This is a genomic window from Endobacterium panacihumi (assembly GCF_050847465.1).
GTDB lineage: Bacteria > Pseudomonadota > Alphaproteobacteria > Rhizobiales > Rhizobiaceae > Neorhizobium > Neorhizobium panacihumi.
In genome coordinates this window covers 514,525-527,964 of record NZ_JBOZRA010000001.1, presented here as the reverse complement: position 1 = coordinate 527,964, position 13,440 = coordinate 514,525, and the positions used below count along the sequence as shown (strand labels likewise).

The window sequence follows — 13,440 nt, the reverse complement described above, 5'->3', positions numbered from 1 at the left end:
TCAAGGCCACACCTGGTGGTGCGCTGCAGATCAAGGTCACCCTCGCCCGCCGCCGAGGCCGATCTTGATAGTGGCGAAAAGGGGCCCTTACGGCCCCTTTTTGTCGCCCTTCGCCCGACAGGCTTTTGACCGCCTGCATCGGACCCGTCGTCAGCCGACATCGCTGCGCATGTGGCGAGCAAAAACATCCCGACCGATCGCCTGCGCCTTTTTCAGATTGGCGGATTGATCCGAACCATCCGATTCCAACAGAAGTTCAGAGCGCATGACCGGCGCGCCGCAATAATCGAAAATGCCGTGATCGATCTGCGCGCGCATCGCAGCCAGATAACCGTGTCGCTCATAGGTCCCCATATCGGCGCCGCCAATGCCGACAAGATGAACCGGCAAATGGCCGAGTTTCTTGATCACCTTTTCACCGCTGTCGTCATAAGCCCAGCCATTGGAAAAAACACGGTCGATCCAACCCTTCATCAGCGCAGGCATCGCCCACCAATAGACCGGAAAGACCAGAACCACCGTATCCGCGCGCTCGATACGCGCCTGTTCGGCCACCACATCGGCAGGCCTTGCCCCCTTATGGCGATGCGCCGCACGATCCCCTGCCGAAAATCGTGGATCGAACCCCTCGGCGTGAAGATCAGCGATCTCGAACGTATTGCCATCGGGCGCGGCGGCGACAGCGTCACCGAGGCGTGCCGCGATGGCATGCGTCAGCGAGGAACTGTCGGCGTGGGAAAGAACGATAAGAGCGTGCATGACGATGCTCCGGTTTGCGATTGTCGAAAACGAGCCATCCAAAAAACTACTTTTAGTAGGTTACCTTTGACACGCCATCAGGTCAACCGCATCGCCGGCGGCCGAGAGCGACACCCCGACGACAACATAGTCTTGTCGAATGCAATATTCACCCTGGACAAAACGTCCGAATACAGACTACATGAAGGCATAACGATCAGCAAAGACACTAAAAACACCCAAAAAAGCCACAATTTGCGATTTGCGCAACAAGCTTATAAAGTATAATTAAATAAATGATAAAATATCACATGAATTATTCTGTGAATATCAGATGAGCGTCAATATTAATTATTCATTTTTCGTATTTTTACCTTCGATTTTATTGAGGTGACACCCTAGTGACTCCGCATCACATAACGGAGTTCACCATGTTCAAAACCGTCACCCTGGCTTCGGCCCTGATCCTCTCCACCTCCAGCTTTGCCCTTGCGGCGGATGCCGTCGACGAAGTGCCGATGGCCCCAGCCGCAATCGAAACGCCCGCTTTCACCTGGACGGGTGCCTATGTCGGTCTTCAGGGCGGCGCCGGCTGGATGGATGGCTCGGCCAACATCCTCGGCATCATCGACGCCTCGCAGGATTTCGATGGCGGCGTGATCGGCGGCTTTGCTGGTTATAACTGGCAGTTCGGCAATGGTTTCGTCGTCGGCCTCGAAGGCGATGTCGATTACAACTTCAACGAGGAGCGCCTGTTCGGGCTAGAAATGGGCACCGACTGGTCGGCCACCGCACGCGGCCGCGTCGGTTATGCCGTCGATCGCTTCATGGTCTATGGCGCAGCCGGCTGGACGATGACCAAGGGTTACGTGAAGGTACTTGGCCGTGAAGAAAGCGAAACCTTCAGCGGCTGGACCGCCGCGGCCGGCGTCGATTACGCCGTGACCGACAAGATCTTCGTGCGCGGCGAATTCCGCCACAACGATTTTGGCGACAAGAACGTGCTGCCCGGCCTGAATGTCGATCTCGACCAGAACGTCGTGAAGGTCGGCCTCGGCTTCAAGTTCTGATTTTTTTCGCCAAAGTCCCCTCGCCCGCCGCCGGGGTGACTTTGCCGATAGCGAAAAGGGGCCCGCCGTGGCCCCTTTTTGTTTTCCAGAAGGATGCGCAACGCGCACCTCCCTACGACCGGGAAACGCAAGAAGCCGCCCCGTGAAGGGCGGCTTCTTTTGAAACTATAATGACTTACTTGTAGACGATCGGAGCAGGCTCCGGCTCGTAGGCAACCGGCTGGCTGCAATTGTTGTTGAACATGTAACGGGCGCCAAGGCGTGCTTCGTGGGTGTAAAAACCCTTGTCGCGGCCCGGGCCGCCATTGTCGGCGTAACCGAACATGTTGCCGCCATCGACATACCGGAAGCGGTAACCGAGATCGGCCTTGAGGTTGCAGGTGATATCGACGGAAGCACCGGCCATCAGGGCGGCGGTGGCGCGCCACTTGCCCTTGCCGCCGTGTTCGGTCGTGTAGCAACCACCGGCGTCCGGATCGTCGCAGATCGTGTTGCGCAACCGGTCCCACTTCACATAAGTCGCACCGAAACCGGCGCCGACATAAGGCGTGATCGAAGCGTAAGTGCCGAGATCGACATACATGTTGGCCATCAGCGAATAGGCGCGGAAAGCCGTACGGTCGTCCGAGGTGCAGACGGTGCCACCCGGGCAGGTGCCGATCGTACCGCCACGGAAATCGGCCTTCGTCATGTGATCGAAGGTAACGTCGCCGCGCAGGTAACTGTTGAACTGGTAACCGACGCCGCCGCCGACCGTAAAGCTGTCATCGACGCGGGCTGAGGCGAAATCCACTTCGTCACCCGAAAAGCCGCCCTGATAGAAACGGGCGCCGCGCAGCTTATTGAAGGAATAACCGACATCACCGCGCAGGTACCAGCCGCCCGACGACTGCTGGATTTCGACTTCCGGTGCCGCGTCCAGCGGGGCCGGCTGCGGCTGATAAAGGTCTGCGGCATTAGCGGCAGTCGTCGCCAAAAGAAGGGCGACCGCACCGCTCAGAATTTTCTTCATGGCTTCCACTCCGGGGCTGTGAATTCTTCATGCCGGGCTTTACTCCCAGCTTGTTTCATCCCCGATCATTAACGATAAAGGTTAAGGAGCCATTAAGCATAAGTGACAAGGATTTATATTTAATGGGGAAGTAAATCCCCCTCATCAGCGCAAGTAAAAACCAAGAAAAACGGCGACTAAATATAGCCGCCGCAATATATTTCAGTTTATGCGAATTTAGAAATCAAGCAGCGGAGCGCACATTGCCGATAATGCCGATCAGGCCATCGACGATACGCTCCACCTGGGCGCGATCATCACCCTCCGCCATCACGCGGATCAAAGGCTCGGTGCCCGACGGGCGGATGACCAGACGGCCTTTGCCGGCCAGTTCCGCCTCCGCATCGGCGATTGCCTGACGCACGATCGTCTCCTCCAGCGGCTTGCCACCGGCAAAACGCACATTCTTGAGAAGCTGCGGCACCGGCTCGAAACGGCGGCAGATGTCGCTGACCGGGCGATCCAGCTTTTTCACGCGGGCAAGGATCTGCAGCGCGGCGACAAGGCCATCGCCGGTCGTGCCGAAATCCGAGAGAACGATATGCCCGGACTGCTCGCCACCGACGTTGAAATCATGGTTGCGCATATGCTCGACCACATAACGGTCGCCCACCTTGGTGCGGGCAAGCGAAAGGCCCTTGTCACCCAAGAAGCGCTCAAGGCCGAGGTTCGACATGACGGTGGCGACGATGCCATTGCCGCGCAGCGTGCCGGCATCCGCCCAGCTTTCGCCGATCACCGCCATCAACTGGTCGCCATCGATGATCTGGCCGTTTTCATCGACGATGATGACACGGTCGGCATCGCCATCGAGCGCGATGCCGATATCGGCCCGCACTTCATGCACCTTTTTCTGCAAGGCTTTCGGGCTGGTCGAGCCACAGTCGAGATTGATGTTGGTGCCGTTCGGCTCATTGCCGATGGTGACGACCTCGGCACCCAGTTCCCACAATGCCAGCGGCGCAACCTTGTAGGCGGCACCATTGGCGCAATCGATGGCGATCCGCAGCCCCTGCAGCGTCACATCACGCGGCAAGGTGCGTTTTGCGTGTTCGATGTAACGATAGATGTCACCCTCGACGCGCTTGGCACGGCCGATTTCATGCGGCTTGGCGAGCTGCGCGTAGATATCCTTGTCGAGCAGGTCCTCGATCTGCATCTCCAGCTCGTCGGAGAGCTTGTAGCCGTCCGGACCGAACAACTTGATGCCGTTATCCTCGAACGGGTTGTGCGAGGCGGAAATCATCACGCCGATATCGGCGCGCAGCGAGCGCGTCAGCATGGCGACGGCCGGCGTCGGGATCGGTCCAAGCAGAAAGACGTCGAGACCGGCGGCGGTGAAACCGGCGACCAGCGCGTTTTCCAGCATGTAACCGGACAGACGGGTATCCTTGCCGATCACGACACGATGGCGATGGCTGCCGCGGCGAAACAACGTGCCGACGGCAATGCCGACACGCATGGCCAGATCCGGCGTCATCGGGAACACGTTGGACTGGCCGCGAATGCCGTCGGTGCCGAAATAACGACGTGTCATGGAAACTCCTTGGGGTTCGCGCAGCTTTTTGGAGCGCGCTGTCTTTGTTTTGGCCGTTGTCGGCTTCACCGCTTTTGGTGCGGAAGCCTTACCTGTGGCTTTGTCATTCATACAAAATTCGCTCGATGCGCGTGCAATCAGAGAGCCGCGTGATGACACAGTTTTCTCGATCAGACACGTAAAATAGCGTCAAAAAGGATTACATCTTGTTACCACCGGCAAATACGGTGATTGCCAGCGTGCCAAGCACGGAAGCGGCGAGCGCCAGAACAACGCGGCCATTCTGCATCAGAAGCCACACATCGCGCCGTTCAGCCACCTCAGCGAACCGAACCAACCCATCCACGATGGCCGCTTCGGCCGGAACGAGCCAGACAAAGGTCAGCACGAGAACAGCGGCAATGCAGCCGGCAGAACCGAACCAGAGACGTCGGCGTGCGGCATCGCGACGGTCAAGCCAGAGCATGGCCAATATCCCGACCATGCCCGGTATCATCCCCGCTTCGATCGCCGGCGGAAGCCGCCATCCGTGATCGACAAGCCATTCGATGAATTCCGCCGGTGGCAGGCTTTCCCAATACCCCCCGAGGATGAGGCCGATCGCCAACATGACACCAGCCCCCACGGCAGGCCCGATGACCGCGAGAATTCTAAAAAAAGAGATCATGTGTGTCGTTCCCCGCACCAACGCAGGCAAAACCTGCCACCAAATTTGTAATCACGATGTCAACTTGGTATTGTTCAAACAAATCAACTTGACATCATAATGTCAATAAACAATCATGGTGACAAATGAGCGTATCGCATCGCAACGAAGCCGGTGAAGTTTTGACCGATCTTATCCTCAGCCTTTTCAGGGTGAACAATCTCACCCTGCTCTGGGGAGATCGGCTGGTCGCTCCATTCGGGCTGACCAGTGCCCGTTGGCAGATTCTTGGGGCGATTGCTCATTCACAACGACCGCAGCCGGTGTCGTGGCTTGCGCGTGACCTCGGTGCGAACCGGCAGAACGTGCAACGCATCGTCAACGACCTGCACAAGGATGGGATCGTCAAGTTTGAGACCAATCCGCATCACCGCAGGGCGCATCTTGTGGTGCTGACGGACAAGGGCCGAGAGGCATTCGACGCCGCGATCAACGACTACAACCCGAAGGTCAACGAACTGGCCGAGGGTATTCCACTTGAGGACATCAAGACAGCGCAGCATGTCCTGGCCACGCTGCGACAAAAGCTCGAAGGAGAGCAAGATGCTGAGGAGCACACCTAGACAATATGGTTCTGTCGCCGTTACGCTGCACTGGCTGGCAGCCATTTTCATCATTTTCGCATTCCTGATGGGAGCGCTGGCGGACAACGCTATCGCTTCAGCCACAAAAACCGTTTTACTGCGCCTGCACATCGCTGCGGCGCTTATCGTTTTGCTGCTCACCGCGCTGCGAATTTTCTGGTGGTCATTCTTCGATCGGAAACCGCAGCCACTGCAGGATGCGCATGAATGGCAGACCCGGCTGGCAAACCTGGTTCATCTCACATTCTACATTGTCATTCTCGGCATGATCGCAAGCGGCATCGGCACCATGGTGTTGAGCGCTGCCGGCCCGGCGCTCATCCATGGCGATGCCCTACCGAATTTCCACGATTACCCGCCCCGAACGCCGCATGGCCTTGGCGCAAAACTTCTGATCGCACTTTTCATCGCGCATGTCGGAGCCGTGGTTTTCCATCAATTCATTCGCCGTGATGGATTGCTCGGCCGGATGTGGCTCCCACGCACACTCGATAATTGACCGGCAAACACGCCGCGTGAGGCCTGCAAACTGCGGCTTTCCCAGAAAGGCCATCTTTTGTCCGAAGGGGTGGCCTTCAGAACTTGATCGGCGAAATCCTGCGGCTGCGCAGCTCAATGCTGCCATCTTCGTTGACGCGGTAACGCTCGCTGACGCGGCTTCCGAAACTGCCAATGAACTCGTGCGTAAAGGTGTAGCCGGCCGGCATGTTCCGGTAACGCCCCTTCGATTGCGGGCCATATTTGAGACTACCGGCGATCGGGGGAATATTGGGCGCAAAATCAATGGCGGCGAATTCCGGATTGCCTGTGCCGCTACAGCCGGCAAGCGCCATCATCAGAGCCGAAAGTACAAGCAGCTTTTTCATCGGGCAACCTTTTCGAAATCAATGTCGCTTGCGCAGGCCGTTGCGCCGCACACTTGGGTCTACCGCAATGTAGACGACGACGGAAGCGTAAGAGCGAGGATCTCGCTTTCGCGGTGGGTCGGGTGTCGATCCAGACCGACGCCATGACCTAAACAAAAAAACCACCCTTACTCGCGCAAGGGTGGCTCCATATCAACAACCGTCGCACATATCAGTGCGGCTGCGGCTCCAGACCGCCTTCGGAGGCGTCGCCCTTCGGCTCATCCTTCTTCGGTCCGGCGGAGGGAACAGCCGAACCACGGCTCGGAGTGGAATCGTCGCCGAGATCGCGCGACGGCTTTTCGCCCTTGATCAGTGACTTGATTTCTTCACCGGTCAACGTTTCGTATTCGAGAAGACCTTCCGCAATCGCCACAAAACCATCGTGATGGTCGGTGAGAATCTGGCGGGCTTCCTGATAGGCTTCGTCAATCAGACGTCGCACTTCCTGGTCGATCTTCTGGGCGGTCGATTCCGAGACGTTCTTGGACTGAGAAACCGAGTGACCGAGAAACACTTCCTGCTGGTTTTCACCATAGGCGACCTGGCCGAGAATATCGGAAAAGCCCCACTGCGTGACCATGGCGCGGGCAAGCTTGGTAGCCTGCTCGATATCCGATGATGCGCCAGAGGTGATGTTTTCCTTGCCGAACGTGAGTTCTTCGGCAACGCGGCCACCCATCATGATGGTCAGGCGCGATACCATCCACTTGTAGCTCATGGAATAGCGGTCGCCTTCCGGCAGCTGCATGACCATGCCGAGCGCACGGCCGCGCGGAATGATCGTCGCCTTGTGCAGCGGATCGGCAACCGCGACCTTCAGCGCCGTGATGGCATGGCCGGCTTCGTGATAGGCGGTGAGCTTCTTTTCGGCCTCGGTCATGGCGGACGAACGGCGTTCCGCGCCCATCATGATCTTGTCCTTGGCGTCTTCGAATTCAGCCATGGTGACGAGACGCTTGTTGCGGCGCGCGGCCATCAGGGCAGCTTCGTTGACGAGGTTCATCAGGTCGGCACCGGAGAAACCGGGCGTACCACGGGCGAGAACCTTGAGATCGACATTCGGCGCCAGCGGCACGTTGCGGGCATGGACCTTGAGGATGCGCTCGCGGCCGACGATATCCGGATTCGGCACCACGACCTGACGGTCGAAACGGCCCGGACGCAGCAGCGCGGGGTCGAGAACGTCAGGACGGTTGGTGGCGGCGATCAGGATGATACCTTCGTTCGCCTCAAAGCCGTCCATCTCGACGAGCAGCTGGTTGAGCGTCTGTTCGCGTTCGTCGTTACCACCGCCGAGGCCTGCGCCACGGTGACGGCCGACGGCGTCGATTTCGTCGATGAAGATGATGCAGGGCGCATTCTTCTTGGCCTGCTCGAACATGTCGCGCACGCGGGATGCACCGACACCCACGAACATTTCAACGAAGTCCGAACCGGAAATCGTGAAGAACGGCACGTTGGCTTCGCCGGCAACCGAGCGGGCGAGCAGCGTCTTACCTGTGCCCGGAGGGCCGACGAGCAGAACGCCACGCGGAATACGGCCACCAAGGCGCTGGAACTTTTGGGGGTCGCGCAGGAACTCGACGATTTCTTCCAGATCCTGCTTGGCTTCATCGACGCCGGCGACATCGTCAAACGTGACGCGGCCATGCGCTTCGGTCAGAAGCTTCGCCTTCGACTTGCCAAAACCCATGGCGCCACGCGATCCACCCTGCATCTGGCGCATGAAGAACAGCCAGACACCGAGGATCAGCAGCATCGGCAGCAGCGTGCCGAGATAGCTTAAAAAACCGGAGGAACCATCCTGCTCGGGGCGCGCGGCAACCTGAACGTTTTTGTTGGTCAGCCGGTCGATGAGCGAATCGTCGATGACGGGAGAATAGGTCTGAAATCCCGGGCTACCATCCGTATAGGTGCCGATCACACGGTTGCCGGTAACGACGACATCGCGGACCTTGCCGGCATCGACGTCACTCAGAAACTTCGAGTACGGAATCTCTCTCGAGCTCGTTTGCGACGGCGCCGTCTGGAACATGCTGAAAAGCGCGATCAGCAAAAGGGCGATCACCGCCCACAGAGCAAAATTACGAAAATTTGGGTTCATCGAACTCCCCGATATGCACGACAGCTTTAGGCCGCCGCCTTTATTGGTCCCTAACATAGGATTGTGGCAGGCCGTTGCCAAGGCAAAGCGCCAGTAACCTTCACGTTTTCCGTGCGAAAGCGTTAAACGGGTGGCAATAAATAGGGCGCGCGGCCCATGAGCCCGGCAATCCGGCCGGCAAGCGGCAGATCGAAGACAGGCAGAAACCGATCGAACAACGACAGATGGGGTGCCACCGAAACATCCGTCTCATGTGAATGTGCCACCTGCGGCAAGACGCGGGAGGCAAGTCTGGCGAGGCCGGACGGTACGGTTTCGAAATGCACGGCATCGCCATGTCCGGGCATGACCTCAACCGGCGACAGCAAATGGTTGGCGACGAAAAAACGATCGTCCCAGATCACCGCCCTGCCCGGCTGAACGGTCATGTGCGGCAAGCTGCGGTTTTCCCGCAGCAGGTAAAGGCCGTCGCGACGCATATCGAAAATGACGCGGCCAGCCGTCATACGACCATGGGCTCCGCTGGCAACAAACGTCATCAGCCGTCCGGCATTTTCGCGCGACAGCATGTGCGGGCGCCCGCCGAGCACGGCAGCCAGGGTGGAGAGCGCATGGCGGACGGTCGAAGGGTCTTCCGACAGGCCGGACGGCGCGATTCTTGCGATGACGGCATGTTCGATTGTGGCATGTACGGCAAGCCAGTCGGCGGCGTTCCGGGCAAGGTGCCCCCTTGCCTGCCCGGCAGCCGTGATGGCGGCCGGGTCGATGGCGGTCACATCGGATGCGATTGTCTGGCGGATACGGACACGTTCGTAATGCGGGTCGCTATTGCTGGGATCGTCGATCCATCGGTAACCCTGCCCGGTGAGATAGGCGCGAATATCGGCCCGGCTGCTGCCAAGCAACGGACGCAGGATCCAATGGCGACCGTCCAGCAATGTTGCCGGGGCCATGCCGGAGAGACCGGGGGATGGGGTGCCTCCGATGAACGTCTCTCTTGAGGAAGAGGCCGGCAATCGCTCCGCCCGCATCACCACCGTTTCCAACTGATCATCCGCCGTGTGGCCGGTGACAATGGCAGTCGCGCCGATTTCATCGGCGATCTGCGACAGCAGCGTATATCGGGCTTCCCGCGCCGCCGCCGAAATGCCGGAGGCGGGTTTTTCGCCCTGCCAGCAGCGGGTGACATGAAAAATGCCGAGATGAGCACAGAGTTCAGCAACCGCGCGTGCCTCGGCTGCCGCCTCGGAGCGCAGCGCGTGATCGATCGTGGCGGCGGACAACCGGATATCAGGAAAACCGGAAAGAAGGGATGAGAGGCCGACCAGCAGCCCGGTCGAATCACTGCCGCCGGAAATGGCGACGAGAAGGTGTGCGGGCTTTTCCAGATCAGCCAGGAAACCGGAGAGCGCCGACATCAGCGGCTGGCTGCTATCCGAAAAAACGGCCATGGCGTCTGGAGGCGCTAAGGTCACGGCGCGGGCCGCATCAGCAACCGAGGCGCTTTTGTTCGCTGCTGACCTTGGTGGTCACGGCACGCTGGGCATTGGGATAACGGCGCGTGACTTCCTTGAGGGTCGCGCAGGCGGTTTCCTTGTTGTCGAGTGCGGCAAGCGACATGCCGAGCTTCAACAGCATTTCCGGTGCCTTCGGAGAGGTGCCGAACGCCTTGTGGGCATCAAGGAATGTCTTGGCGGCTTCGCTGTATTTGCCCTGCGAATACTGGGCCTCGCCAAGCCAGAAATTCGCGTCGGCAGCGCGTTCGGCCTTGGGATGGGCAGAGATATAGTCCGTAAATTCCTGTTCGGCGATCTTGTAGTCACCTGACAGGACGTGGCCATAGGCGGCGCGATAGGCATCGCTCTCATTGGTCAGCCCGGCCGTCTGCTGGCCGCCGCGGCTGCTGGACGAACCGCTATCCACACCCGGCAGATTGCGCGAACCATTGTTGGCGTTCTGGTTCATCGTCGCGCCCTTGGGCATGCCCGACTGATCCATCTCGATCGAACCGAGCGTGGTCGGTGGCGGGGCGGCCGTTCCCCGGCCGGAATTCTGAGACGACGGCGCCTGTGAAGACGCCCCCTGCCCGTTCATCCCCGGATCCTGTTCGATGATCTGGCTGAGTTCATCGTTTTTTTTTGAGCCATCTGCCGGAGCGGCAGCGACGGCGGGACGGTTGCCGGAACCACCACCCTCGGATTTTTCAAGCTCCTGGAAACGGAACTCGTTGTCTTCCTGGGCCTTGCGGATCTGCTCCTGCATCTGCAGCAGCTGGAAGCTCATTTCCTCGATGCGGCCGTTCAGCTGACGGATTTCTTCCTGCAGCTGCTGAACACGGACCGCCTCGTTACCGGCCTGCGCCAGCACGACCGGTGCCTGCTGTGGTGCCTTGTCCGCATGGTTCAGAAACGGCAGCGTGAACGCCTCCGCCTGGCCGCCTGCGGCGGCAAGCCCCAGCATCGCTGCCAAGACAAGTTTCTTCATATCGTCGATCCCGAATCATCTGAAGCTACGCCGGATTGGCGTCAGCAGACATTTTGTTAGTTGACCGCAAAAAACAAGTGAAACTCGGCCAAACTAAGGTGAATCGAAAAAGGCGACCCGAGGGCCGCCTTCAACTTTTCGTGCCCCGAAACTGACGGAGCAATTCGAATTACATGCCGGCGCCGCCGAGAACGGTAACGGCGCGACGGTTCTGCGACCAGCACGAGATGTCGTCGCAAACGGCGACCGGACGTTCCTTGCCGTAGGAGATCGTGCGCATGCGGTTGGCCGGTACGCCACGCGATGCGAGATATTCCTTGGTGGCGGCAGCGCGGCGTGCGCCGAGTGCCAGGTTGTATTCGCGGGTACCGCGTTCGTCGGCATGACCTTCGACGGTGATGGCATAACGCGGATAACGCTGCAGCCACTGAGCCTGACGGTCGAGGATCTGCTGCGCATCGGCGCGAACCGAGGTCGAGTCGGTATCGAAGAAGATGCGGTCGCCAACGTTGACGGTGAAGTCCTGGGCGGAGCCCGGGGTTGCTGCACCACCAGCGCCGCCGTTCAGGCCGAGATCACCGGCATTGTTCGGCATGTTCTTCTTGTTGGCACAACCGGCCAGAGCAAGAGCGAGCGTCAGTGCGATGACGGCCGGGTTACGGGCAAGTGTCTGCATGCGGCTCATCGCCTGGGTCTCAATGCGGCTCATGGCCGGTCTCTCCTTGGATAAACTTTACGGTTGCCGGACCCTAACCTTTCTCGGTTAACCGCCGGCAAACGGTTATGGTTAACGATCCGTCACCAATGTCCCTTTCTGGCCTTTTTCAGGACATTGCGACGGAAAAGAGGCGGCGACCGCCTCTTTGATCTTCACAATAGGTATCTCGTCTTCACAATTGAAAAGAGGCGGTTTCCCGCCTCCCTCGTTCTGCATGCTATTCCATCAGCGGCGACCAGGCCGGGTCGGACGCGAATGTCGGGGTCTTGATGGCCTGTTCATTGTAACCGGTCAGGTCGATGGAATAGAGCTGCGGCCCACCGGCACCGGCATTCTGTCGGAAGAACATCAGCACGCGGCCGTTCGGCGCCCAGGTCGGGCCTTCGTTGTGGAAGCCCGACGTCAGGATACGTTCGCCCGACCCATCCGGTTTCATCACACCGATCGAGAATTTTCCGCCCGACTGCTTGGTGAAGGCGATGAGGTCGCCACGCGGAGACCAGACCGGCGTCGAATAGGAACCGTCGCCGAAGGAGATGCGGTTCTGGCCGGAGCCATCGGCATTCATCACATAGATCTGCTGGCGACCGCCACGGTCGCTTTCAAAGGTGATCTGACGGCCATCCGGCGAATAGGACGGCGCCGTATCGATGGCTGCCGTGTTGGTGAGACGCGTCGTGGTGCGCGAACGCAGGTCCATCGTGTAGATATTGGCATTGCCTTCCTGCTGAAGGCTCATGATCACCTTCTGGCCATCCGGCGAAAAGCGCGGCGAGAATGTCATGCCCGGAAAATTGCCGACGACTTCACGGCGGCCACTTTCCAGCTGCAACAGGTAAACACGCGGCTGGTCACCTTCGAAGGACATGTAGGTGACTTCCTGGCGGCTCGGCGAAAAGCGCGGCGTCAGAACCAGGTCCTTGCCGCTGGTCAGCGGGCGCACGTTGAAACCGTCCTGGTCCATGATGGCCAGCTGACGCTGGCGGGCGGTCTTTGGTCCGCTTTCCTGCACGAACACGACGCGCGTGTCGAAATAGCCCTTTTCACCGGTGATCTGCTGATAGATCGCATCGGCGATGATGTGAGCGACCCGGCGCCAGTTGTCCGGCTGGGTGTAGAACTGCTGGCCGGTCATCTGCTGCTGGGCAAACGTGTCCCACAGGCGGAATTCGGCGCGCAGGCGGCCGTCGGCTTCGCGCGTGATGCGGCCGGAAACCATGGCCTGCGCATTGATGGCCTTCCAGTCCTCGAAACGGGGCTGCTGGTTCGGATCGGAAATCTTTTCGATGAACGCCGCCTTGTTGATCGGCGCAAACAGGCCGGAGCGCTGCAGGTCGGCAGCAATGACCTGGGAGATCTGCGGGCCAAGCGCATCATTGGACAGGAAATCCGTGATCGCAATCGGCAGCGGCTCGACGCGGCCCTTGTTGACGTTGATCGTCACGGCAGCCTGGGCCGAGGTCGAAAACATCACGGCCATGCCCGCAAGAGCGATCACGAGACGGATGAAAGAACGTTTCATCATGGTACTAAAGCCTTT

Annotated in this window: 13 protein-coding genes; 3 read left to right on the top strand and 10 right to left on the bottom strand. The window is 59.2% G+C overall.

Features of this window, described 5'->3' with window-relative positions:
* Window positions 1-150: 150 nt before the first annotated feature.
* The gene (locus tag ACRQ1B_RS02585; protein ID WP_432292103.1) at window positions 151-759 is read right to left on the bottom strand and encodes an NAD(P)H-dependent oxidoreductase; all 609 of its coding nucleotides are present in this window, start codon (window positions 757-759) and stop codon (window positions 151-153) included.
* A 410-nt stretch (window positions 760-1,169) separates the two neighbouring features.
* Here ACRQ1B_RS02585 and ACRQ1B_RS02580 point away from each other — a divergent pair, with 410 nt between their 5' ends.
* Window positions 1,170-1,808: an outer membrane protein gene (locus ACRQ1B_RS02580; protein WP_432292102.1), complete on the top strand. Its 639-nt coding sequence runs from the start codon at window positions 1,170-1,172 to the stop codon at window positions 1,806-1,808.
* Between the two features lie 175 nt (window positions 1,809-1,983).
* On the opposite strand, the gene ACRQ1B_RS02575 is transcribed toward ACRQ1B_RS02580, so the two are convergent.
* From ACRQ1B_RS02575 to ACRQ1B_RS02565, 3 genes are all read right to left on the bottom strand, one after another.
* On the bottom strand, window positions 1,984-2,820 hold the full coding sequence (locus tag ACRQ1B_RS02575) for an outer membrane protein (protein ID WP_432292101.1): 837 nt from the start codon (window positions 2,818-2,820) through the stop codon (window positions 1,984-1,986).
* Window positions 2,821-3,043: 223 nt separating this feature from the next.
* Window positions 3,044-4,396, bottom strand: a complete 1,353-nt coding sequence (gene glmM / locus ACRQ1B_RS02570; RefSeq protein ID WP_432292100.1) for a phosphoglucosamine mutase — start codon at window positions 4,394-4,396, stop codon at window positions 3,044-3,046.
* 199 nt (window positions 4,397-4,595) lie between these two features.
* On the bottom strand, window positions 4,596-5,063 hold the full coding sequence (locus ACRQ1B_RS02565) for a DUF1772 domain-containing protein (RefSeq protein WP_432292099.1): 468 nt from the start codon (window positions 5,061-5,063) through the stop codon (window positions 4,596-4,598).
* A 125-nt stretch (window positions 5,064-5,188) separates the two neighbouring features.
* Between ACRQ1B_RS02565 and ACRQ1B_RS02560 the strand changes: the two genes are divergently transcribed.
* Complete coding sequence (locus ACRQ1B_RS02560) at window positions 5,189-5,665, top strand: MarR family winged helix-turn-helix transcriptional regulator (RefSeq protein WP_432292098.1); 477 nt, start codon at window positions 5,189-5,191, stop codon at window positions 5,663-5,665.
* Window positions 5,646-6,185 carry a cytochrome b gene (locus ACRQ1B_RS02555; protein WP_432292097.1) on the top strand — a complete coding sequence of 180 codons (540 nt, stop codon included), beginning with the start codon at window positions 5,646-5,648 and terminating at the stop codon, window positions 6,183-6,185. Before ACRQ1B_RS02560 ends, ACRQ1B_RS02555 begins: the two co-directional genes overlap by 20 nt.
* A gap of 76 nt (window positions 6,186-6,261) precedes the next feature.
* On the opposite strand, the gene ACRQ1B_RS02550 is transcribed toward ACRQ1B_RS02555, so the two are convergent.
* The 6 genes from ACRQ1B_RS02550 to tolB form a co-directional block, all read right to left on the bottom strand.
* Window positions 6,262-6,552, bottom strand: a complete 291-nt coding sequence (locus ACRQ1B_RS02550) for a hypothetical protein (protein ID WP_432292096.1) — start codon at window positions 6,550-6,552, stop codon at window positions 6,262-6,264.
* Between the two features lie 211 nt (window positions 6,553-6,763).
* A complete protein-coding gene (ftsH, locus tag ACRQ1B_RS02545) occupies window positions 6,764-8,698 on the bottom strand; it encodes an ATP-dependent zinc metalloprotease FtsH (protein WP_432292095.1) in 1,935 nt (644 codons plus the stop codon).
* Window positions 8,699-8,820: 122 nt separating this feature from the next.
* Window positions 8,821-10,149, bottom strand: coding sequence for a tRNA lysidine(34) synthetase TilS (gene tilS / locus ACRQ1B_RS02540; protein WP_432292094.1), 1,329 nt, complete (start codon window positions 10,147-10,149; stop codon window positions 8,821-8,823).
* A gap of 37 nt (window positions 10,150-10,186) precedes the next feature.
* Window positions 10,187-11,182 (bottom strand): tol-pal system protein YbgF, encoded by a 996-nt coding sequence (gene ybgF / locus ACRQ1B_RS02535; RefSeq protein WP_432292093.1) that lies wholly within the window; start codon window positions 11,180-11,182, stop codon window positions 10,187-10,189.
* A gap of 169 nt (window positions 11,183-11,351) precedes the next feature.
* Complete coding sequence (gene pal, locus ACRQ1B_RS02530) at window positions 11,352-11,891, bottom strand: peptidoglycan-associated lipoprotein Pal (RefSeq protein ID WP_132271649.1); 540 nt, start codon at window positions 11,889-11,891, stop codon at window positions 11,352-11,354.
* 226 nt (window positions 11,892-12,117) lie between these two features.
* Window positions 12,118-13,425: a Tol-Pal system beta propeller repeat protein TolB gene (tolB, locus tag ACRQ1B_RS02525; protein ID WP_432292092.1), complete on the bottom strand. Its 1,308-nt coding sequence runs from the start codon at window positions 13,423-13,425 to the stop codon at window positions 12,118-12,120.
* Window positions 13,426-13,440: the final 15 nt, after the last annotated feature.